This window comes from Streptomyces sp. NPDC003077, from assembly GCF_040611095.1.
GTDB lineage: Bacteria > Actinomycetota > Actinomycetes > Streptomycetales > Streptomycetaceae > Streptomyces.
In genome coordinates this window covers 1-20,811 of the sequence record NZ_JBEXNM010000019.1, presented here as the reverse complement: position 1 = coordinate 20,811, position 20,811 = coordinate 1, and the positions used below count along the sequence as shown (strand labels likewise).

The window sequence follows — 20,811 nt, the reverse complement described above, 5'->3', positions numbered from 1 at the left end:
CCGACCCCCGCCGAGGACTCGCAACGGTTCGCGCCCGTACGCGCCCACGCGCCCACCCGCGCCCGTCCATGGCCACGCACCACCGCCCACGGCCGTTCGCGCCCCTCCATGACCACGCACAACCACCAACGGCCATTCGCATCCGGACGAAGAGACCGGGCGCGCGGCCAAACGGAGGGACTGTCGGCCATGACGCCGACCGGACCGGCCACCATGCCTCCGACCAGGTCACCCGCCGCAAACCGCGCGCCACCCCGTCAACGCACGACCGGCAACGCGCTGTCCGACGAGCCGTGGCCAATGATGGCCGGGCCCTCGTCCGGGACATACGGTCGAGGCATGTCCGCGACTGACCGCACCGACACCGATCGTTCCCCGACCCCCGCCGTGCCCCGTCCACGGAGCACTCCGTCGGACAACCCGGCAGCCAACAGCGCCGTCAAGCTGGAGAAGGCGGCCGAACGCAGCCCGGAAGCGCGTGCGGAGCTCCTCATCGAGGCCGCCGCGCGCTGGTGCACGGCCGGAGAAACGGACCGGGCCCTCGCCCTCTACGACCGTCTGCAGACGGAAGGCATCTACGACTCCCACCTGGTTGAAGCCTTCCGCATCGACACTCTGTGGGACTCCGGCCGTGAGGACGAGGCCCGGGCAGCCGCCGCGCGGTTGCGCGCCGAGCACCCGCGCGAGGCCGGGCCCTGGACCCTCGTGGCGGAAGTGTTCGAGAGCGCCGAGGAATACAAGACGGCCGCGGAGTGGTACTCCGCCGGCATCGCCCACGTCCTGGGCACGTCCCCCACCCTGTCGCTCTCCGACGTCGAGGAAGGGCCCGCGCAGAGCTCGGACCTGATCATCGGACGTCACCGCGTACGACGGCTGATGCGCCAGCCGCACGACGACTGGGACGAACTCGCCCACGAGGTCCACGACAACACCGGTTTCAGCGGTGTGGTGCCGCTCGACGAACTGCACGAACCGGGCCGGATCCACGACCTGGCCTCCGATGACCCGGACCTGGCCGAGGCCGAGTTCACGCGGTTGATGAACAGGGTCGCGGAGCGGAAGGCACTGCCGTCCGACCTGCCGCTGTGCGTGCCGTTCTGGCCCGAGGACGAGTACGGGAAGCTGATGGAGCGCTGGGGGGAGTTCGCCGAGGACTACGGCACGGAGCACTCCGGCCACCTCCGGCACGTCGAGACGACCCTGCGGCAACTGTCCGAGCAGGGCGCTCCCCGCTTGGCCGTCGCCTCGACCACGGTGGCGGAATTCGCCGCGTACGCCGACGAGCAGCGCCGCTCCCCCATCTCCAGCGGACTGCGCGCCCAGCACGCCGAGCACCTGGCCGCCCAGGGCCGCGCCATCGCCTGGCCACCGCCGCGCAACGGGCCGTGCTGGTGCGGGTCCGGCCGCAAGTACAAGAAATGCTGCGGCAACCCGGCACTCACCTGAGCGCATAGACCGTACCGGCGCACCGCACGCCGCAGCTCGCACAGGCTCGACATCGGCCCGCCCCTCTGACCGATCCGGGGAATCCAGACCCGTCAGAGGGGCTTCGTGCGCCTGCCTGCCTGCTTTTCCTCCTCTTCCGGCGGCTCCAGCAGGAGGCGTCCGCGTATCTGTCCGCTTTCCGGCAGGCGGTGTGCTCGCGCGGCCTGATCCCCTTCGGATACCCACGTTCATGCCTGATGGCGGGCCCGTGGCGGTCCCATGGCGGGCCCATGGCGGGCCCGTACGTGTGGCCGGACGATTCCTACGATCTGCCGGTTCGCTCAGAACACCGACAACCCCGTCAGCGTCGTGAACCGGTCCAGGGCCGCCACCCCCGCCACCGAGTTGCCGCGTTCGTCGAGGCCGGGGCTCCAGACACAGAGGGTGCAGCGGCCGGGGACGACCGCGATGATGCCGCCGCCGACGCCGCTCTTGCCGGGCAGGCCGACGCGGTAGGCGAAGTCCCCGGCCGCGTCGTAGGTGCCGCAGGTCAGCATGACGGCGTTGACCTGCTTGGCCTGGCTGCGGGTGAGCAGGTACGAGCCGTCGGCGCGGGTTCCGTGGCGGGCGAGGAAGCCGGCGGCGCGGGCGAGGTCGGCGCAGGACGCCTCGATGGAGCACTGCCGGAAGTACTGGTCGAGCAGGACGGGGACGGGGTTGCGGATGTTCCCGTAGGAGGCCATGAAGTGGGCCAGCGCGGCGTTGCGGTCGCCGTGCGCGGACTCGGAGTCGGCGACGGTCATGTCGAAGCCGAGGTCCGGGTTGCCGCTCTCCGTCCGCAGGAAGTCCCGGAGGACTCCCGCCGCGTCACCGGTCAGGGTCTGGAGGCGGTCGGTGACGACGAGGGCGCCCGCGTTGATGAAGGGGTTGCGGGGGATGCCGTGCTCGTGCTCCAGCTGGACGAGGGAATTGAAGGGGTTGCCGGAGGGTTCCCGGCCGACGTGTTCCCAGAGCACGTCGCCCTCCAGGGAGAGGTCGAGAGCGAGGGTGAAGACCTTGGTGATCGACTGGGTGGAGAAGGGCTGCTGCCACTCCCCCACCCCGTACACCGTTCCGTCGAGATCGGCGACGGCCATGCCGAACCGCCGGGGATCGGCCTCGGCGAGCACCGGAATGTAGTCGGCGGGACGACCGCGGCCGGGGGTGGCCTCGATCTCGGCGGCGATGCGCTCCAAAACCGACTGGAAGGACGGGAACGGCGAGGGCACGGGGACTTACTCCGGGTTCGTACAGTATTGCGAGTGGTGCATGCGCATTCTGCCGTGACCAGGGGCGGGAGGTGTCACGGGGGCACGGCAAACGCGCCCTGAGAACACCGCGAACGCCCCGGGCGGTCTCCCCCAAGGTGAGAACGCGGGTCTTGGCCACGGGTCCGGATCCGGGATGTCCGCCAGCGAGCCCCGGGCCCAGGATCTCCGTCAGCGAGCCCCGGACCCGGGATCTCCGCCAGCGAGCCCGGGATCCAGGAGCCCCATCAACGCGGTGGCGTGACGAGCCCCACCTCGTAGGCGGTGATCACGAGCTGGACGCGGTCCCGGGCGCCCAGTTTGGCGAGCAACCGGGACACGTGCGACTTAGCGGTGGCCACCGTGATGAACAGATCCTCCGCGATCTCGGTATTCGACCGGCCTCGTCCGACCAGGGTCAGCACTTCCCGTTCCCGCTCGGTGATGCCCGCGACCGGCCGTGGGGAGCGCTCGGGAGCGACGATCTCGGAGCGCTCGGGAGCGACGATCTCGGAGCGCTCGGAAGCTACGGCCTCGGAGCGCTCGACGAAGTCCGCGATGAGGCGGCGCGTCACGCCCGGCGCGATGAGTGCGTCGCCGGAGGCGACCACGCGGATCGCCGCGAGGATGTCGTCCAGCGCCATGTCCTTGACCACGAAGCCGCTCGCGCCGGCCCGCAGCGCGCCGTACACGTGGTCGTCCTCGTCGAAGGTGGTCAGGACGAGGACGCGGCTCGTCGCCGGACCGGCCGTGATCAGGCGGGTGGCCTCGATCCCGTCCATGCCGGGCATCCGGATGTCCATCACCACGACATCAGGGTCGAGGTCGGCGGCGAGCCGGACCGCTTCGGAGCCCGTGGCGGCCTCGCCGACGACCTCCAGGTCGGGATGGTCGGCCATCAGCACGTGCAGACCGGACCGCACCAGCGGTTGATCGTCGGCGAGCAGAACGCGAACGGTCACCGGGCCTCCATCGGAACGTCGTCGAACGCGGGCAGCGGCAGCCGGGCCGCCACCCGGAAGCCGCCTTCGGGGCGCGGGCCGACGCTGAGGTGGCCGCCCAGCAAGTCGACCCGTTCGCGCATGCCGATGATGCCGAAGCCATGGGGCGGGCCTTCCCCGGTGGCGCCACGCCCGTCGTCGACGATCTCCACGGACAGTTCCTCGTCCGCGTAGTCGACGGTCACCCGGCAGCGCCCGGTGCCCGCGTGGCGGACCACGTTGGTCAGCGCCTCCTGCACGATGCGGTAGGCGGACAGGTCGGTGTCGGCGGGCAGGGGGCGCTGCTTCCCAGTGCGGCGCACGTCGACGCGGACGCCCGCGTCCGCGGTCGCCGCCGCCAGCCGTTCGAGGTCGGTCAGCCCCGGCGCGGGGGCGAGCGGCGACGGCGCCGAGGCAGGAGCGAGCCGCGACGGCTCCGAGGCGGTCGGGACGCGTTCGGCCTGGCGGAGCGACACCAGCGTGCGACGAAGGCCCGCCAGCGTCTCCCTGCTGGTGGTCTCGACGGCACGCAGCGCCTCGCGCGCCTGTGCCGGCTGCGTGTGCATGACCCGGCTGCCCACTCCGGCCTGGATGGCGATGATGCCGATGCTGTGCGCGACCGCGTCGTGCAACTCGCGCGCGATCCGCAGCCGTTCGGCGGTCACGGCCTCGGCCACCTCCCGCGAACGCAGCGCCACCGCGTGCTCGCGTCGCTCGCGACCGAGCAGACCGGTGACGCAGCACGCGGACATCGCCAGGAGGGCGATCAGCCCGTTGACGTTCAGGTTGGCTCCGTGCGCGAAGGCGGCGATCACCAGGAGCTGCACGACGAACGACACGGCGACGGCGATGATCGAAGTCCATCGTGCGCAGGTGGCGACGACGTACCCCAAGAGGAGGTCCACGGCCAGATACGACAGGAACTGACCCTGATACGAAACCGCCCGACTCTCGTGGAGGGGGCCCGGAGTGCCCACCACCACAGCGGTGGCCCCGAAGAGTGCCATGGCCAGAGCCAGTGGCGGCATCCGTCGCGCCACCCCGACGAGCAAGCTCGCAGCCAGCAGTGCCCCGACACCGGGGACCGTGCTCGGCGCCCGGTTCATACTTCCCACCAGCAGGCCCACCATGAGGAGGTAGGAAACACCCCCCGCCCAGACCACGGCCCTCGCTCTCGTCATCGGCGGCGTGCCCTCCGGGGAAGGCGTGCCCTCCGGGGAAGGCGTGCCCTCTGAGGCGCAAGGCCGCTGTGCGCAAGGCACGCAGGTAACGAAATGACCGTTGTGGGGTTCACGCGGTGAGAGTAACCGGCCACCGTCCGCACGGCATCAACCCGGGGACGTACGTCCACGGGCCAACTCGGCCGCGCGAATCGCTGGGCGCGGTCGCACGCGCCGTGTTCGCGGTGTGACGGCGCGATGTGTGAGCACGTCCCTGGTCACGCGGGCGTGCGGGGTGGATCGTCGGCGCCGGATACCTCCATGGAGCAGGCCACGCCTTCGCCTGAAGCCGGAGAGGGCGAGCGGGCGGGGGAGGAAGAGGGAGCGGATCGGCGGGCGCCCGGGGCCGGGAGCCGGAGGCCGACGCGGCTCCGGCAGAGCCCGTCGCCCCGCCAAAACCAGTGGCGCGTCACCCCGTCACCTGATTCCGTTCCCGGCATGAGCGGATTCGAAGATCCTGCCTACTTCGGTGAACTCTGGGCTCACGACTACGACGAAAAACTGGACGCCGATCCGACGGAAGCGGTCGATTTCCTGGCGCAACTGGCCGCGGGCGGGCGGGTCCTGGAGCTGGCCATCGGTACCGGGCGGGTCGCGGTGCCGCTGGCCGCGCGGGGGCTGAGCGTCGAGGGAGTGGAAGGGTCCGCGGCCATGGTGGAGCGGATGCGGGCCAAGCCGGGCGGGCGGGACATTCCCGTGGCCATCGGGGACATGGCGGCCGTCCCCGTCACCGGGCCGTTCCGGCTGGTGTATCTGGTCTTCAACACGTTGTTCAACCTGCTCAGCCAGGAACAGCAGGTGACGTGCTTCCGCAACGTCGCGGGCGTCCTGGAACCGGACGGCGTCTTCGTCGTCGAAGCGTACGTCCCCCACCCGGCGCGGCTGGAGCGCACGCCCGTCCAGGTGCTGGCGGCGGACGAGGGATCGGCGACGATCGAGGTGTACCGCCACGACGCCGCCAACCAGCGCTTCAACAGCCAGAAGATCACGTTCGACGGCCAGGGCGTCCGCCTGCGACCGCACGCCGAACGCTACTGCTGGCCGAGCGAACTGGACCTCATGGCCCAACTGGCCGGGCTCCGCCTCAAGGAACGCCACGCCGACTGGAGCCGCCGCCCCTTCGGCTCCGACAGCACGACGCATGTGTCGGTGTACGGGCCGCGGACGTAGCGATCACGTCAGTGGGGGCGGGGTCGGTCGGGAAGCGACATTCGGATGACGGTGACGCACGGTTGCCGCGTCGTCTCCACGATTCCTGGCGGGTGGGTTCCGGCATCGGACGCCGGAACCGCCCGCCCGCCGTAGTGATCAGGCAGGCGGCGGTACGGGACCGGGCAGCGGCGCGCCGTCGCCCGGCGAACTCCAGGGTTTTCCGTCAGGGAGGTCCTGCCTGCCGCCGAGGAAGTACGTAACGCCCCTGTGGAATTCGACGGTCCCGAGGATTTTCCGCAATGTCTCCCAGAGCCCGCGCGGCACGGGGTACACACCGGTCATCATCCACTCGTCGGAACCGAGCGAAAAGAGGTGCCTGACCGAGAGGAATTGGTCCCGGGTCAGAGAAGTGGTGGAGACGATCCACTCGTCGGCTCCGAAGCCGTCCAGATCCCAGATCATGTTGCGCCCGTCGGCGAACGGGTATTCAACCGGGTAATCCTTGCAGTCCTTGTTCACCCGGTTAGTGTAGAACGATTCTCATCACTCCTGTCGGGCCCCGGCCCTAATCGCTGAGGTCCGCCTTGCCGAAAAGGACGGCATAGCCGGACGGGAGCTGGCTGATGATTTGGTTGAGTTCTCCCGGGGAGACGGTGTCGGCGAGGGTGGTCAGGACGGCGCTGGCGTCCCACTGGGCGGTGCGGTCGTGGGCGCCGGTGCGTTCGGCGACCCGGTGGCAGAATTCCTCGACCCCGTAGGACTCGACTCCCCCACCGCTGACCGCGGTCATGATCTCGTCCAAGGGAGCGGGAAGCTGGGCGGCCATGTCCCCGACCTCCTTGGCGCTCATGCGCCCGGCCAGGACTTCGAGGACGGCTTTGGTGGCCCCCGCGGCCTCGTCCCTATCGGCGTACTCACCGCGTTCCCGTACGCGTGCCAGGAACTCGTCGTACTTCATGGGCACCCTTTCCCATAGGCTTTTCTTGTTGCGTACGGCCCGCTGATTTCTCGTTCCCTCGTTCCCTCGTTCTCTCGTTTCCCGGTGTCTTGTCGGTTTCTCGTTCCCTGGTACCTCGTCGGATGCTCTCGTTCGCCGGTACCTAGTCGGCTTTTCTCGTTCCCCGGTATCCCGTCGGCTGCTCTCGTTCCCCGATACCTCGTCGGGTTGCCTCGCTCCCCGGTATCCCGTCGGTTTCTCGTTCCCCTGTGTAGTTCGACGGGCGTTCGCTCGGGAAAGCGTGATGCCGTTCGGTGAGGGAGCGGACGAGTTCCGGTGACACCCGACCGCGCCTCGCGGCGGAATTCTCAGCGGTGGAAGAGGCCGACCAGTGTGCCGCTGGCGAGTTGCCGTTCGTCCACCGCGGCGTGTACGTCCTCGGCGGTCGGCTGATCGGGCAGGCCGGTCGGCTCGGGGAGGGCGTAGACGTGGAAGAAGTACCGGTGGGCCGTGTCGCCGGCGGGTGGCTGTGGGCCGCCCCAGCCGGGTTCGCCGTAGCCGTTGGTGTGCTCCCGTCCGCCCGGGGGCGTCTGTCCGGCCTCGACGCCTCCGCCGGCGGGGTCGATGCCGGTGACGAGCCAGTGCACGAAGGTCCCGGTCGGCGCGTCGGGGTCCTCGCAGAGGAGCACCAGCTCGGACGTGCCGTCCGGCACCCCGGACCACGACAGGGCCGGGGAGACGTCCTCGCCGTCCCTGGTGTAGCGGCGCGGGATGAACGCTCCGTCGTTGAACGCGACGCTGTTGAGCTCGATTCCAGCCATGCGAACGTGATACCCCGCCGGTGCGCGGGCCTGTGGGGAGGGCGGGAAGATGCACGCGAGTGGCGCAGTGGCGCCCTGATCACTCCCGCTTCACTCCGGCTTCGGGTCGTTACTCCTGCTTCGGGGCGTTACTCCTGCTCCGGGTCGCGGGCGGGTGCCTCCTCGTTGGCGCCGATGGTGTCGGCGTACTCGGACGGGTCCAGCGTGCCCTTGCGGTCGGGCTTGATCCCGGCGCCGCTGCCGCTGGGCTGGCCGCCGCCGGTGGTGCCGTAGCCGCCGATGACACCGGGGACGCTGTCGGCGTCGGCCTGTTCGCGGGTGATGTGGCGGGTGGCACGGACGCCGGTTTGCCGCTGGTGGTGGGGGTAGCTGAACGGCCGGGTCTCGCCGCGCCTCTCCCCGGCTTCCCGTGCCTCTCGGGCGGCTCGGGCCTTTTCGGGGTCGTGGGTGGCCGGAGGGGTGGTCTCCGGCTGCCGGCGTTCGCTGTCGGGGGCTTTGGGGGTCCTTCGCCGGCGTTCGGGGTTCTCGTTCGGGTTCAGGTCCTTATTTGTCATGATATTTCCGGTACCCGCTGCCCCTGGCCGTATGCGGCATCGCCCCCGGACTCCGCTCTCACCAGGCCCCGGAAAGAAGCCGCTCCACAAACCCCCCGTGCCCGTCGAACCGCACCTCCCGCACACCGTCGAACCCGTCCGCGAGCGACGGCTCGCGCAGCCGCTTGAGCGTGGCGTGGATTCCGACGTCCGGGACCCGGTCCCGCCCTTCCCGCGCGGCGTTGCGCCGCAGCGAGCCCGCCACGTCCGGCGGGAACCAGTAGGCGGTCACCGTCGCTCCGTGGGCGTGACCCAGGGTGATCAGCGGGCCCCATTCCTCCGGCGACGGATTGGTGTTGTCCACCGCCACCGACTCGCCGGCGGTCAGCGCCTCCTCCACCAGGCGCATCTGCCGCCGCTGCTTGTTCCGGGCGGCCCGGGGGAACAGGTCCTTGCTCACCAGCGCGTAGCGGCCGGAGAGACGCTGAGCGTAGAAGGTGGACTTTCCGGACGCCTGCAACCCGACGAGCACAGCCACCCGCAGCTCAGCCCTCGCGCCCGCCCTCGCCCCCGCCCCCGCCCCATTCAGCGGCATCCGCACCTTCACCACCTTCCGTCACACCCTTACCACCCCCACCCCAGAATGACGGACAGCAGGTCGACATGGCGGAATGCGTCTGAACGCCCGGCGCTGAAAAGAGCTAAAGAGAGCTAAAGAGAGCTGAAGAGAACAGGAGAGAACTGGAGAGAACTGGAGAGAACTGGAGAGCTGCCTACACCGGCAGCCCCCCACCTCCCCCTTCCCCCAGATACGCCATCGCCACAGCCGCGTGCAGGGCGGCCCCGACGGCGAACGCGTTCTCGTCATGGATCACCTGGCTGGAGTGGTTGTCCGGCACCTGCGACGGCTGCCGGTCCGGTGGGCACGCGCCGAGGAACGCCATCGCGCCGGGCACCCGTTGCAACACGTACGCGAAGTCCTCGGCGCCCATCATCGGGTGGGCCATCCGGCCGACCCCCGCGGGCCCCAGGAGGTCGGTCGCCGTCCGGGTCACCAGGGCGGTGAAGCCGGGGTCGTTGGTCACCATCGGGGTGCTCTCCCGCAGCGCGACCTCCGCGACCAGGCCGTGGGCCGCGGCGACGCCCTCGGCCACCCGGGTGATGCCGTCCCTGATCAGCCGCCGGGTGTCGTCCGAGAGGACGCGGAAGATGCCGGAGATCTCCGCCGTCGCGGGGATGATGTTGTGCGCGCCACCGGCGGCGATCCGCGTGACGGTGAGGACCGCCGGGTCGTAGACGGGGACCGTGCGCGTCACCATCACCTGCAACGCCTGGACGATCTCGCAGGCCACCGGCACCGGATCGAGCCCGCGGTGCGGCCCGGCGGCGTGGGCGCCCCGCCCCCGGACGGTGATGTGCAGGGTGCCGGACTCGGCGTACTGCGTCCCGGGCTTGAGGTGGACCGTTCCCGAGGCGTGCCGGGTGGTGATGTGCAGGGCGAAGGCCGCGTCCACCCGGCCGTCCGGCGGGTCCAGCACCCCTTCCTCGATCATGAGGCGGGCGCCCCGGCCGAGTTCCTCGCCCGGCTGGAACATGAACACTACCCGCCCCGCCAGCACCTCCCGCCGCGCTGCCAGGAGGGTGGCGGCGCCGACCAGCATGGCGGTGTGCGTGTCGTGCCCGCAGGCGTGCATCAGGCCCGGCGTCCGTGAGGCGAACTCCAGACCCGTCTCCTCGGTCTGCGGCAGCGCGTCCATGTCCGCGCGCAGCAGGATCGTCCGCCCCGGCCTCGCGCCGTCCAGCGTCGCGACGACGGACGTCAGCCGTTCCCCGGTGACGGTGGTGACGGCCGGTCCGAGTCCGGCGAGGGCCCGCAGCACCGTCCGCTGCGTATGCGGCAGGTCGATACCGACTTCCGGTTGACGGTGGAGGGCGCGCCGGACGGCGATGATTTCGGGGAGCAACCGGCGGGCGTCTTCGAGGAGTGCGCTGACGGGTTCCATGTCCCCATGGTGGAAGCGGGGCCCGCCGGCCACCAGACCAGCGGGTACGACCGGTCACGGCCCCACCGCCGGTGTCGTCGCGACCGATGGCGAGGCGACCGGTCACCGGAAGAAGCGGAACGGAGGCCAGACGAAACCACCGTCACCGGAAACGGCCGGACTCACGAGCGACAGCCGGACTCACGAGCGACAGCCGGACTCACAAGCCGCAGCCGGACTCACAAGCGAAAGCCAGGCTCACAAGGCTCACAAGGCTCACAAGGCTCACAAGGCTCACAAGCAACAGGCTCACGAGCAACAGTCAGGCTCACAAGCAACAGACGCGCTCATGGCGACAAAAGCAGTACCTACAACGACAAGACCGACCCAACAGGGTCCGCCCCATCCCCGTACTGCTCCAGAAAGGACAAGGCGGTCGCGCGGACGGCGGGCCGCGGGAGCCAGCCGGGGATGTCGTACTCGGTGGCCGGGCGGTCCTTGGCGTAGCCGATGCCGCGGCCGAAGTTGGTGACGGCCGCGGCGGAGACGCTGCCCGGCTTGAGGCCGGGGGTGCGCTGGCCCCAGGACACCGCGCCGGAGGCGGCGCTCCAGGCGATGGCGATCAGCTGGCCGAGGGAGAACCCGTCGTCGAGGGCCTCGCGGGCCGCGGCGTGGAGGTCGGTGAGGCGGTGTTCGGGGACGGGCGCCTCACCGTATTGCCGGGTGAGGAGCCCGGAGAGGTAGGCGGTCAGCAGGCCCGCGTCCAGGTCGGCGAGGTGCGCGCGGACGTCGGCGATGTCGCGCAGGAGGTGGGGCGTCAGGCGGGTGATCGCGGCCTCGCGGGCGTCGAGGGCGTTCTCGCCCAGGGCGTGGGCGGGCCGCCAGGTGAGCTCGTCGGGGTAGAAGCCGCTGACCGTGTCGTCGTCCTCGTATGTGAGGCTCTCGGCCGCCACGGGAGGGGCGGGGGCGATCCAGCCCTTGCGGTACAGCTCCCCGATGGCGTCGGCGTCGCCGCTCTCGGAGCCGGTGAGGGGGGAGGAGAGGGCGGACAGCGGGCCGAACGTGCCGTCGGCGGTCCGTTCCATGGTCTCGGCGGCGGAGAGCAGGACCAGTGCGGCCTGGAGGCTGGGGGTCTCGGTGGGCGCCGGGTCGTCGCGGTGCGCGTCCAGCCACAGCACGATGTTGTCCGCGCGCCGCCGCTCGGCCTGCCGGCGGAGCTCCTCGGCGAGGGCTTCCTCCTCCCGCCGGACCGTGTCCGCGGCGGCGCGGCAGTCCTCGCACGGTGCCCGCCCCGGGGTGACGGTGGCGGGCAGGCCACCGGCGCGCCAGTAGCCGCTGGCCGCCATCTCCGACCGGGTGCTCACCGTGACCGGGCCCGCGCACCCCGGACAGACGACCGTCAGCAGCGAGGCGGTCGAGGCTGCCTGAACGGTACGGCAGACGGCCTTGGCCGAGCCGATGTCGGACACCGGCCGGGCCCAGGTGCCCGCCTCGTCGAACTCCCAGTACGCCAGACAGGTCTCGCGCACGTCCGGCGGCGCGTCCCCGTCGATCTCGACCCGCACCAGCGGCGTACCGAGCGACGGGAACCGGACCACGACCGGCGTCCGCTGTTGCTTACCGGTGCCCCCGGACCGCTGGCGTTCCCTCCGCCGTTGGCGCTTTCCCATAGCCATCCCTTCGGCCACTCGTGTGCGAACTGGGCTCCCAGCGTAGCCATTTGGTGTTGATGCGCGGACGTGTTCGGGTCTCCCGGGAGCCGTGATCGAACGTGGGGACGGCGTGGTCCCAGCAGGGAGTCCGGGGCGGCAGGGGCCGGAGTTCATGGGAACCCACGGGGTTGCGAGGGCCTGCCGCGCTACCGGATCAGGGATTTTCCAGGGCCCGAGTGGGCCATGCCCCCAAGGGTTTCAAGGGCCCGCGTCGCCAAGAAATCAGGGGTTTTTCAGGGGAGGCCGCGGGAGGCCGGACGAGACCGGGGAGGCCGGAGAGGCCGGGCAAGACCGAAGAGGCCGGACGAGACCCGAGAGGCCGGACGAGACCGGCGGGGCCGAACGAGACCGGGCAGGGGGCCCTAATCGTTGTCCTCCAGGGTGGCGGAGTGGATGAGGACGTCGCGGGCGACGTCCATCAAGGGCCGGTCGTGACGGTAGGCGTGCGCGCGCAGCCGCAGCAGCGCCTGGTCCAGGGGGATGCTCAGGCGCGCGGCGAGGGCGCCGGTGGCCTGGTGGAGTTCGGCGCGGTACAGCTCCATCGGCCCGAGCGGGGCGAACGCGGCCGAATGCGGCCTGCGCAGCAGGAACTGGCTCAGTACGCGGGTGAGCGCGCGGGCGTCCCGGTCCTGCTGGTCCGTGAGGGGGCCGGGAACGGTGCGGTACCCGGTGAGGACGCCCAGCTGCATGGCGCCGACGCGCAACGGGAACGTGAAGACGGCCCCGGCGCCGGCGGACAGGGCGGCGGGCAGGAAGGCGGGCCACCGGGAGGCCGGGGTGGCGGTCAGGTCGGGCTCCGCGACGGACCTGCCCGTGCGGGCGGTGTCGGGGGTGGGGCCCTGGCCTAGGGTGTACTGGATGTCGTCCAGGGTGAGGCCGGTCCGGTCGGCGGGGGCGTACCAGACGAGTTCGGTGGTGTGGGCGGGGGTGCGGAGGGAGGCGGTCACGCCGTTGAGGCCGAGGGCCGCAGCGCACTCGGCGGGCGGGAGGCGGGACGCGCCCGCGCCGCTACGAGAGGTCGCCAGCACGGCGGCCATCCGCTCGCTGATCTCCCTGCCCGGGTCAGGCATCTCCGAGCGCCGCCCGGACTGGCAGCCCGCGGTGCGGGATCGGCGGTCCTCGCCTCATTCCTCGTCCCCGTCCCTTCCCTCTTCATCCTCGCTCGGCGCCTGCCGTCATGCCCCTGACGCCCCGGCCGGGGGGGGGTGAGTCGGGTTCGAGCGCGGCCGGGATCACGAGGCCGTTCTCGATCACCCGCGTGGCCAGCGTGGTCAGGCGTAGCTGACGCTGCCGGGCGTGGTGACGCAGCCGCGCGAACGCCTCGTCCACACTGATGTGGGCGCGTTCGGCGAGCATGCCCTTGGCTTGTTCGATGACGATGCGGCTCTCCAGCGCGTGGTGCATCTGGTCGGCCAGCAGGGCCTGGTCGTGGACGGTGCGCTGGGTGAGGATGCCGATGGTGGCGGCGTCGCCCAGCGCCTGCGCCAGGCGCAGGGTGGAGTCCTGTAACGATTCGGGGCCGGTGTGGAAGAGGTTGAGGACGCCCACCAGTTGTCCGCGCAACCGCATCGGCACGCCCGCCACGCCGGTGAACCCCTGCTCCCGCGCCAGCGGCGCGAACCGCGGCCAGCGGGCGTGCGTGCCGGGGTTGTCCAGGGACGTGTCGGGGGTCGCATCCCCCGACTGGGCACAGTCCCAGCAGGGGCCCTCCTCCGACTCGATCTGGACCAGCTCCAGCCGCCGGGTGGCCTCGTTCGAAGCCGTCGCATCCACCAGCCGGCCTTCGGGGTCGATCAGGATCACCCCCGTCGCAGCCAGGTCGAGCAGCGCCACCGCGTGGTCGGCCAACAAGTGCAGATATTCCATGACGTCGAAATCGTCGACCAGGGTGTCCGTCAGCTCGATGAACGCGGCGGCGAGCCGCTCCTCCCGCTCTCGTGCAGTGCCCATCACCGGACCGCCTTGCTCTTCGCACACGCCCACCGCCGACGAACGGACTGCTATCGGCGGGGGCTGGGCCGGTACCGACGCAGGCGGGGCGCATGCACCACATACCATTGCCTGCCGTCCTCAACCGGGGCGGCTCTTCTGCGTCGTACTAAAGTCCACCTTCCAGTGTGGCACCGGGGCCGCACGGGTTGAAGGCCCATCGCCGGTTTTCTGCCGCTGCCGCCCGGGGCGAGGCTCCCGGTTCGGCCCTCCGGCGGACGGCACACGGGGTACGGCCGTCGTGCGGGGTGAGCGGCCGGGGCGAGCGGAGGCCGCACCTCCGTCCGGAGTGAGCCGCCACTACGAGCGAAGGCCGCACCTCCGACCGGAGTGAGCCGCCACTACGAGCGAAGGCCGCAGCTCAACCGCGCAAACGCACGGCGAAGCTGCACTCCCCGCCCGGCTCCTCCCGCCAGGACTCCGGCTCCCCGCCGACACCCTCCAGCAGGGCGCGGGCCATCCTGCGGGTGAGGTCGGGGTCGGGACGAGGGGTCGGTGCGGGCTGGTGGGGCGGTTCGGGCCGGGGAGCCGGTTCGGGCTGGTGGGGCGGTTCGGGCCGGAGAGCCGATCCGGGCCGGGGAGCCGGTTCGGCCGCGGCCTCGCCCGCTACGCGGACGACTTGGGAGTCCTCGGGCCGGTAGCGCGGCAGCGGCACCGTGGTCGGTCTGCCGAACGCGAACGGTTCCGCCTTGGCCGCCACCGCCACCCGGGCCCTCGGCACGCCGTCCCCGCGCCCCCGCTCCTCGACGACGGACAGCCGGACCAGGCCCTCCCCGTCGTCCATCCCCCACGGCAAGGTCCACTCCAGCATCCCGTCCACGGCGGGCCAGACCGTCCCGCCCTCGGTGTTGCGCTCGTACACCTCCCGGCAGACCCGCAACACCGGCTCCAGATGCGCCAGCACGTACGCGTACCAGTACTCCGCCACCATCGCGGCCCCCTTATGCCGGTGTCGGCCCGACGCCCGTCCACTGGGGCGACACTAATCGATCAGGGGTTCGCCCGGACCGGGATCGGGCTTCGGCTACCCGCCCCCCGGCAATCGGTGAAGCCGGACGAAGGACGAGTCCGGGTCGTGCGGGACCGCCACCGGATCCCCGTCCACGAGGACATCCGCCCGTTCGGCCGTCCGATCCTCGGCGAAGTGCCGGTCCTCGTCCGACATCCACGCACGCCAGAGCGGCAGCGCTTCCTCCCCGTCGCGCTCCAGGCCGCGCCGCAGCCGGACCGTGCGCCGGGTCTCGATCCACACGGCGTACGTAAGCCGGTCGGCGACGGCGCGCCGCGCGGACGAGACCCCCTCCAGGACCAGCGCCCCTGCCACCGGAACGTCATGCCACTCGGCCAGCTCCCGACTCCCCCAGTCGTACCGCTGGTAACGCCCCGGCCGCCCGGCCTCCAACGGCTTGAGGACCTGCTCCTCCAACCGGGGCCACCACTCCAACTGCTCGTCCCAGGAGGCGAAGTCGTCGGTGTGGATGACCTGGGCGCCGCCGAGGGCTGTGGCCAGCCGCTGGGCGAACGTGCTCTTGCCCGAGCCTCCGGGGCCGTCGATGGCGATGAGGCGGACGGGGCCGCAGCGTGGGGGGAGGTGGAGGATGCGGGTGGAGAGGGCGGTGTAGGGCTCGGTGACGGTGGGGGTCATGGGTGGGGAGGGTAGTGGGGGTGGGGCGAGCGTGTGCGGGGCCGGTCTCGTCCCGGCGGGGGAGCGTCACGCGTCCGGCGAGGACGTGGTCTCCCACAAACTTCCGACGAGCCTGATGAGTGCGATCTCGAACTGTTCCTGCAAGCCCTCCGGAGCGTCGGAGTGCTCGGACCACACGGCCCGTATGTTTCCGGACCCGCATTCCGTCAACATGTGAACAGGGAACTCGGAAGGCTGCGGTCCGGTGGGACCGTCGGTATAGCGGCTCAACTCGGCATGCATCTCCCCGAGCCGAGCAATGGCCGCATGAACCTCGTCGCTCGCGTCCGGCATGACCCCCACTGCCACCGTTGCGACGCGGAGGACGAGTTCGATGACGTGGGGACCGATGATGTAGGCCGACGTGGCCGTCACCAGGACATGGAAGACGACGTCGGACGGAAGACGGGCGGCGTCCGCGACGAGCTGTTCGAGGACGAGTCGGCTCACGGCCTCCAGGCCCTGCGTGCCGAGAGGAGTCCTGTGGCCCATGAACGGCACGCACCGCTCGTAAAGCCCCGCCAGCTCATCGACCGGAGCACCCAGCCGACTCGCCAGCCACAGGCTCGTCACCGCATGTGCCGCCGACTCGGCGGTACCGCCCGGCGTCCCGGCATACGCCGTGACGGCGGACGGCAAGCGAGCGAAGAACGGTTCGACGGCATGCAGCACCGCGGAGTCGTTGGTGCCGCCCGACACCGCCATCTTGTGCCGGATCTCGGCCGCGTACGGGCGGGACCATGTGTCCAGTGACACATCGTCGCCGGCCTCACGTGGCGGGCGGCCGTAGAGCATGAAGGCATCGACGGGATCCTGCGTATCAAGGAAGTCCCGGTTGCCATACGAAGGGCGGATCACCAGCTCGCGCCGCCCGTTCACCCACGTCCGCCGGATCGTCAACGCCAACGCGAACTCCGTCCATTCCGCCTCGCTGAACGCCGACCGCCACAGCAGGGCGTACCGGTGCCACCGGTTGACGGGGTCTTGGTGGTCGGGGAACACCTCGCTCGCCGTGACGCCGTCCCGGAGCATCACCGTCAGCATCATGAGGTTCGCGCCGTAGACGCCGTGCCGGGAGGAGGTGGCCCGGACGGTGGGCCGGTAGTCGGCGAAACGGTGCTCGACGCGCGTGCGGTGGGCGCCCATCACGCTGATCAGCAGCTCGCCCAGCTGCTCGCGGTCCTCGCGGGTGAGCCGGTCCATGCGGGCCCGGACGAAACGGAGCATCTGACGAGAGGAGAGCGGGGCGTAGGACAGCAGGGCGTACAGCAGGTCGTCATCGGTGTCCGCGGCGCCGGCGAGGGACAGTGCTGGACGTCGGCTGAGCAGGCCGGACAGGAGCAGGACGGCGAGTCGGGCGGTGAGGTACTCACCGAAGGTGGCGTGCAGGAATTCGTACGTCGCGAACTTCCGCTCTTCCTGGACCGCCTGTGCCCGCTGGATGAAGAAGAACCGGCCAAGGGCGATCTCAGCCCGGCCCAGAGGTGCCTGGAAGTCGGCACGCCTGGTGTCCTGGCGGCCAAGGAGTGCCGTCAGGTCCTGGCCCAGTTCATCGGTGGTGATCCACTGACGGCGGCGGTTGAGCATGCCGAAGGAGATCAGGGAGAGCCGTTGCAATTCCTGCTCGACACGATCGGTCAGCTGATGCCCCATCAGCGCTGGTTCGGTCTTGGCGACCTCTCGGGTGGCGAAGGAGGCCAGCAAGGATTCGTACAGGTCGGTTTCGTCGAGGTGGGTTTCCTGGCCGTCCCCGATGGGATCGAGGCGGGTGCCACGTTGCAGAGCGTTCTCGTCCGCGTCGTAGAGGGCGAGCATCAGCAGGAGCAGCGGCTGCGAGGACAGCTCCCGGTGGCGGGCGGCCACGGTGGCGGGTAGGGAGCACAGGCCGCGCGCGGCGAAATGCGACTCGTTCATGCGGTTCCACAGGGCGAGCCAGCGTTCGACCTGGGCGTCCCGGAAGGGTTCCAGGCGCACGACGACCGTGCCGGGAACGTAGCGGGCCCGGTCGGCGACGGCGGTGCGGCTGGTGACGAGAGCCAGCACTTGCCGCCCCTGGTCCGCCTCGCGCTGCTGGAAGCGGGCCACCCGTAGCAGGTAGTCGGACTGGCTCGCGCCGGTGACCTGCAACAACTCGTCGAATCCGTCGAAGAGGAGGACGGGCACCGCGCCCGGCGCGGACCGGATCAGTTCGGGCCAGGAGGTGCGTTCCCCGGTCGTGGCGCGGATGGCATGCTCGATCTGATCCTGGATTTCGGCATCGGCGGGAATCTCGCGCAGGACGACGCGTACGGGCAGGAAGCCGGCGGCCGACAGGCGGGCCGCCAGGATCTTGGTGAGCACGGACTTCCCGGCACCAGGCTGACCGAGAACGACCAGCGGCGCGGTGGTGGAGGCGAGCGAGGTGACGGCGCCCGCCAGGTATTCGGTCAGGTCGCTCCGTACGGGCGTGGACGCCCACCACTCCTCCTCGGCGGGCGCGTACGCGCCATTGCCGGAGTCGGCGCGCACCCGGAAGTCGGGGTCGATGTAACCCTCTTCGAGCGTGGGCAAGCGGATGCCCTCGGGCGCGTCCTCCCCCTCGGCGAGGATGGGCCTGCTCAAGGTCGCCCGATAACCGGTAGCCAGCGCCGCCGCCGTCCCGGTGAAAGGGCGTACGGCGGTCAGATCCGCCAGAGCGGTTTCGATTCCGGTGAGCGCCTGCCGGATGGTCGCGCGGGTGGCCTGGTGCTCGGTTTCGCCGGTCCAGAAGGCGAACTCGGGGAGTTCGGTGGCCAGCTGGGCGTAAAGCTCCCCGTAGCGTTCGCGGGCGGCCGGCGGGAGCCGGTCCCTCAAAGCTTCCTGGGTGCGGGAACGGTCCGTCTCGGAGAGGGCGTCCCAGACGGCCAGACCGCGCACGAAGAGGACCAGGTCGGTGGACAGCCTCTCGTACCAGCCGATCAGTTCGGCGAGGAGTTCCTCGCGTGGCTGGTGCGGGACGGGCAGCGGAATGTCAGCTGAGGTCAGGGCCCGCACGAAGTTGCCCACGTCGGGCTCACCACCCGCCAAACTCACCTGCTCGCGCCGCGTGAGCCGCAACTCGTCCGGATCGAACGGCAGCTCCGCCTCACCGAAGGCTTCGAAATAGGCCGTGATGACGAGGACCGCATGCGCAGCGGCCAGCCGTTCCGTGCGCGTCGCCCGCTCGGCCCCACCCAACCGGCCACGCAGCCCCGACGTCAGATCCCGCCCCAACCGCAGAATCCGCCCCCGCGCCTGGAACACGTCCAGCACCGTGTCGCTGACCCCGCCCGTCGCCAGGTTCAGCGCGCCGCCGAGCGCTTGGTCGGCGGCAGCCAGCGCCGGGCTGTCACCGCCGAGGATCGCCACCGCGTCCCGGTAGCTGAGTGATTGCCGTTCTCGCACCGTGCCCCCCGTCACCGTCGTTGCTTGCAGGTCTACCACGGGGGTCTGACAACGCGGGGTCTGCCGGGGCGGGGCCGGCCGCCGGGCGTTCGTGAGGCCGGACGGGCCACCGGGAATGGAAGCACTTACCCGGAGGTTCGCAAGGAAAGCCGTACTGCTTGAAAGTCCCAGTTACGGCATGGTTTCCGACGACCTGAGGTGATCTGTGATGACCAGCGACTCAGCCACACGCACCGCCGCAGACGTTCTCGCCCGCCCCTTATCCCTGGGCAGCCTCGCGCTCCGGAACCGGATCGTGATGGCTCCCCTGACCCGTTCGTTCTCCCCCGGCGGCGTGCCGACCGCCGACGTGGCCGCGTACTACGCCCGGCGCGCGGCGAACGGCGTGGGACTGATCGTGACCGAGGGCACGTACGTGGGCCACCCTGCGGCGGGAGGCATCGACGGCGTTCCCCGGTTCTACGGCGAGGACGCGCTCGCGGGCTGGACCCAGGTGGTGGACGAGGTGCACCGGGCGGGCGGGAAGATCGTGCCGCAGCTCTGGCACATCGGCTTGAACCGCCCCGCCGGAGCCCCGCTGGCGGCGGATGCCCCGCTCATCGGGCCGTCCGGCATTCCCTTGGGTGAAGCCGAGCCCGGCCGGCCGATGAGCAAGGCCGACATCGACGCGGTGACAGCGGCCTTCGCCACCGCCGCCGCCGAGGCCGAGGCCCGCGGCTTCGACGGCATCGAACTGCACGGCGCCCACGGCTACCTCATCGACCAGTTCCTGTGGGCACACACCAACCGCCGCGAGGACGCCTACGGCGGCGACCTCGCCTCCCGCGTCCGGTTCGCCGCCGAACTGGTCGCCGCCTGCCGCGCGGCCGTGTCGCCGGACTTCCCGATCATCTTCCGTACGTCCCAGTGGAAGACGGAGCACTACGATGCCCGGCTCGCCGAGACACCGCAGGAGCTGGAGGCCATCCTGACGCCGCTGGCCGACGCGGGCGTCGACGCGTTCCACTGCTCGACGCGCCGCTACTGGGTCCCGGAGTTCGAGGGCTCGGACCTCAACCTCGCGGGCTGGGCGAAGAAGATCTCCGGCAAGCCGACCATCAGCGTCGGCTCGGTCGGCCTCGACATCGACATGTTCAAGACGCTCCAGGGCGAGCACGGCGGCGTGTCGAGCATCGACGGACTGCTGGACCGTCTGGAGCGCGACGAGTTCGACCTCATCGCGGTCGGCCGCGCCCTGCTCGGCGACCCCGAGTGGGCGGCGAAGATCCTCTCCGGCCGCACCGACGAGCTCAAGCCCTTTGACCCGAGCGCGTTGGTCAGCCTGTACTGACGGGGGGCGGTCTTCCGGCCTTTGCTCGTTCGGGGTTGACTCCGTCGCGTCTATATCTCTCGATGTGGAGGAGCCCGGTGAATTCATCCAGCGCATCGAACGGGGGTGTGGATGAGCGACGCAATCGCATGGCAGAAGTCTTCGTTCTCGGGGGCAGGCCAGGGTCAGGACTGCATTGAAGTAGCTCCCGTGGATGGTGCTATCAAAATGCGCGAGAGCGACGATCCCGAGGTGACCATCACGACGAGCGCCGTGAAGCTGCGTGCGTTCGTCCTGGGCGTCAAGGCCGGAGAATTCGATCACCCGATCTGACCTGCGATACCCATAGGCCAAGCGCCCCCACCTGCTCAGGTGGGGG

At 70.7% G+C, this 20,811-nt stretch carries 19 protein-coding genes; 4 read left to right on the top strand and 15 right to left on the bottom strand.

The window, feature by feature from the left end; all coding sequences use genetic code 11:
- Window positions 1-339 precede the first annotated feature (339 nt).
- Entirely contained in the window at window positions 340-1,446 is a 1,107-nt protein-coding gene (locus ABZX96_RS15490; protein ID WP_355543889.1) for an SEC-C domain-containing protein, read from the top strand.
- 320 nt (window positions 1,447-1,766) lie between these two features.
- Here the strand turns inward: ABZX96_RS15490 and ABZX96_RS15485 are convergent, their stop codons facing one another.
- From ABZX96_RS15485 to ABZX96_RS15475, 3 genes are all read right to left on the bottom strand, one after another.
- A complete protein-coding gene (locus tag ABZX96_RS15485; protein ID WP_355543887.1) occupies window positions 1,767-2,693 on the bottom strand; it encodes a glutaminase in 927 nt (308 codons plus the stop codon).
- A gap of 266 nt (window positions 2,694-2,959) precedes the next feature.
- Window positions 2,960-3,673, bottom strand: coding sequence for a response regulator transcription factor (locus ABZX96_RS15480; protein ID WP_355543884.1), 714 nt, complete (start codon window positions 3,671-3,673; stop codon window positions 2,960-2,962).
- Complete coding sequence (locus tag ABZX96_RS15475) at window positions 3,670-4,872, bottom strand: sensor histidine kinase (RefSeq protein WP_355543881.1); 1,203 nt, start codon at window positions 4,870-4,872, stop codon at window positions 3,670-3,672. The genes ABZX96_RS15480 and ABZX96_RS15475 overlap by 4 nt, the downstream gene beginning before the upstream one ends.
- A gap of 477 nt (window positions 4,873-5,349) precedes the next feature.
- Here ABZX96_RS15475 and ABZX96_RS15470 point away from each other — a divergent pair, with 477 nt between their 5' ends.
- A complete protein-coding gene (locus ABZX96_RS15470; protein WP_355543878.1) occupies window positions 5,350-6,081 on the top strand; it encodes a class I SAM-dependent methyltransferase in 732 nt (243 codons plus the stop codon).
- Between the two features lie 138 nt (window positions 6,082-6,219).
- On the opposite strand, the gene ABZX96_RS15465 is transcribed toward ABZX96_RS15470, so the two are convergent.
- The 12 genes from ABZX96_RS15465 to ABZX96_RS15410 form a co-directional block, all read right to left on the bottom strand.
- Window positions 6,220-6,582, bottom strand: coding sequence for a hypothetical protein (locus ABZX96_RS15465; RefSeq protein WP_355543875.1), 363 nt, complete (start codon window positions 6,580-6,582; stop codon window positions 6,220-6,222).
- Between the two features lie 46 nt (window positions 6,583-6,628).
- The gene (locus ABZX96_RS15460; protein WP_355543872.1) at window positions 6,629-7,021 is read right to left on the bottom strand and encodes a DUF2267 domain-containing protein; all 393 of its coding nucleotides are present in this window, start codon (window positions 7,019-7,021) and stop codon (window positions 6,629-6,631) included.
- A gap of 347 nt (window positions 7,022-7,368) precedes the next feature.
- Complete coding sequence (locus ABZX96_RS15455; protein WP_355543870.1) at window positions 7,369-7,821, bottom strand: YbhB/YbcL family Raf kinase inhibitor-like protein; 453 nt, start codon at window positions 7,819-7,821, stop codon at window positions 7,369-7,371.
- Between the two features lie 128 nt (window positions 7,822-7,949).
- Window positions 7,950-8,375 carry a hypothetical protein gene (locus ABZX96_RS15450; RefSeq protein WP_355543868.1) on the bottom strand — a complete coding sequence of 142 codons (426 nt, stop codon included), beginning with the start codon at window positions 8,373-8,375 and terminating at the stop codon, window positions 7,950-7,952.
- A 58-nt stretch (window positions 8,376-8,433) separates the two neighbouring features.
- Window positions 8,434-8,949: an ATP-binding protein gene (locus tag ABZX96_RS15445; protein ID WP_355544146.1), complete on the bottom strand. Its 516-nt coding sequence runs from the start codon at window positions 8,947-8,949 to the stop codon at window positions 8,434-8,436.
- A gap of 178 nt (window positions 8,950-9,127) precedes the next feature.
- Window positions 9,128-10,357 (bottom strand): M20 family metallopeptidase, encoded by a 1,230-nt coding sequence (locus ABZX96_RS15440; protein ID WP_355543865.1) that lies wholly within the window; start codon window positions 10,355-10,357, stop codon window positions 9,128-9,130.
- Window positions 10,358-10,704: 347 nt separating this feature from the next.
- Window positions 10,705-12,006, bottom strand: a complete 1,302-nt coding sequence (locus tag ABZX96_RS15435; protein ID WP_355543862.1) for a hypothetical protein — start codon at window positions 12,004-12,006, stop codon at window positions 10,705-10,707.
- A 404-nt stretch (window positions 12,007-12,410) separates the two neighbouring features.
- Window positions 12,411-13,118 carry an ANTAR domain-containing protein gene (locus tag ABZX96_RS15430; protein ID WP_355543859.1) on the bottom strand — a complete coding sequence of 236 codons (708 nt, stop codon included), beginning with the start codon at window positions 13,116-13,118 and terminating at the stop codon, window positions 12,411-12,413.
- An 82-nt stretch (window positions 13,119-13,200) separates the two neighbouring features.
- Window positions 13,201-13,998, bottom strand: a complete 798-nt coding sequence (locus ABZX96_RS15425) for a GAF and ANTAR domain-containing protein (protein WP_355543856.1) — start codon at window positions 13,996-13,998, stop codon at window positions 13,201-13,203.
- 400 nt (window positions 13,999-14,398) lie between these two features.
- Window positions 14,399-14,968 carry a hypothetical protein gene (locus ABZX96_RS15420; RefSeq protein WP_355543853.1) on the bottom strand — a complete coding sequence of 190 codons (570 nt, stop codon included), beginning with the start codon at window positions 14,966-14,968 and terminating at the stop codon, window positions 14,399-14,401.
- Window positions 14,969-15,061: 93 nt separating this feature from the next.
- Window positions 15,062-15,682: a hypothetical protein gene (locus ABZX96_RS15415; RefSeq protein ID WP_355543850.1), complete on the bottom strand. Its 621-nt coding sequence runs from the start codon at window positions 15,680-15,682 to the stop codon at window positions 15,062-15,064.
- Window positions 15,683-15,748: 66 nt separating this feature from the next.
- Entirely contained in the window at window positions 15,749-19,123 is a 3,375-nt protein-coding gene (locus ABZX96_RS15410; RefSeq protein ID WP_355543848.1) for a hypothetical protein, read from the bottom strand.
- A gap of 208 nt (window positions 19,124-19,331) precedes the next feature.
- On the opposite strand from ABZX96_RS15410, the gene ABZX96_RS15405 reads away from it, so the two are divergent.
- Together ABZX96_RS15405 and ABZX96_RS15400 are read left to right on the top strand one after the other, a co-directional pair.
- A complete protein-coding gene (locus tag ABZX96_RS15405; RefSeq protein ID WP_355543845.1) occupies window positions 19,332-20,453 on the top strand; it encodes an NADH:flavin oxidoreductase in 1,122 nt (373 codons plus the stop codon).
- A gap of 111 nt (window positions 20,454-20,564) precedes the next feature.
- Window positions 20,565-20,765: a DUF397 domain-containing protein gene (locus ABZX96_RS15400; protein WP_355543842.1), complete on the top strand. Its 201-nt coding sequence runs from the start codon at window positions 20,565-20,567 to the stop codon at window positions 20,763-20,765.
- The last annotated feature ends 46 nt before the right edge of the window (window positions 20,766-20,811 follow it).

Excerpts from the sequence above, each read along its gene's own strand:
- ABZX96_RS15490 (WP_355543889.1), top strand. The coding sequence starts at position 340 with ATGTCCGCGACTGACCGCACCGACACCGATCGTTCCCCGACCCCCGCC.
- ABZX96_RS15475 (WP_355543881.1), bottom strand. The coding sequence starts at position 4,872 with ATGACGAGAGCGAGGGCCGTGGTCTGGGCGGGGGGTGTTTCCTACCTC.
- ABZX96_RS15470 (WP_355543878.1), top strand. The coding sequence starts at position 5,350 with ATGAGCGGATTCGAAGATCCTGCCTACTTCGGTGAACTCTGGGCTCAC.
- ABZX96_RS15460 (WP_355543872.1), bottom strand. The coding sequence starts at position 7,021 with ATGAAGTACGACGAGTTCCTGGCACGCGTACGGGAACGCGGTGAGTAC.
- ABZX96_RS15455 (WP_355543870.1), bottom strand. The coding sequence starts at position 7,821 with ATGGCTGGAATCGAGCTCAACAGCGTCGCGTTCAACGACGGAGCGTTC.
- ABZX96_RS15450 (WP_355543868.1), bottom strand. The coding sequence starts at position 8,375 with ATGACAAATAAGGACCTGAACCCGAACGAGAACCCCGAACGCCGGCGA.
- ABZX96_RS15445 (WP_355544146.1), bottom strand. The coding sequence starts at position 8,949 with ATGCCGCTGAATGGGGCGGGGGCGGGGGCGAGGGCGGGCGCGAGGGCT.
- ABZX96_RS15440 (WP_355543865.1), bottom strand. The coding sequence starts at position 10,357 with ATGGAACCCGTCAGCGCACTCCTCGAAGACGCCCGCCGGTTGCTCCCC.
- ABZX96_RS15435 (WP_355543862.1), bottom strand. The coding sequence starts at position 12,006 with ATGGGAAAGCGCCAACGGCGGAGGGAACGCCAGCGGTCCGGGGGCACC.
- ABZX96_RS15430 (WP_355543859.1), bottom strand. The coding sequence starts at position 13,118 with ATGCCTGACCCGGGCAGGGAGATCAGCGAGCGGATGGCCGCCGTGCTG.
- ABZX96_RS15425 (WP_355543856.1), bottom strand. The coding sequence starts at position 13,998 with ATGGGCACTGCACGAGAGCGGGAGGAGCGGCTCGCCGCCGCGTTCATC.
- ABZX96_RS15420 (WP_355543853.1), bottom strand. The coding sequence starts at position 14,968 with ATGGTGGCGGAGTACTGGTACGCGTACGTGCTGGCGCATCTGGAGCCG.
- ABZX96_RS15415 (WP_355543850.1), bottom strand. The coding sequence starts at position 15,682 with ATGACCCCCACCGTCACCGAGCCCTACACCGCCCTCTCCACCCGCATC.
- ABZX96_RS15405 (WP_355543845.1), top strand. The coding sequence starts at position 19,332 with ATGACCAGCGACTCAGCCACACGCACCGCCGCAGACGTTCTCGCCCGC.
- ABZX96_RS15400 (WP_355543842.1), top strand. The coding sequence starts at position 20,565 with ATGAGCGACGCAATCGCATGGCAGAAGTCTTCGTTCTCGGGGGCAGGC.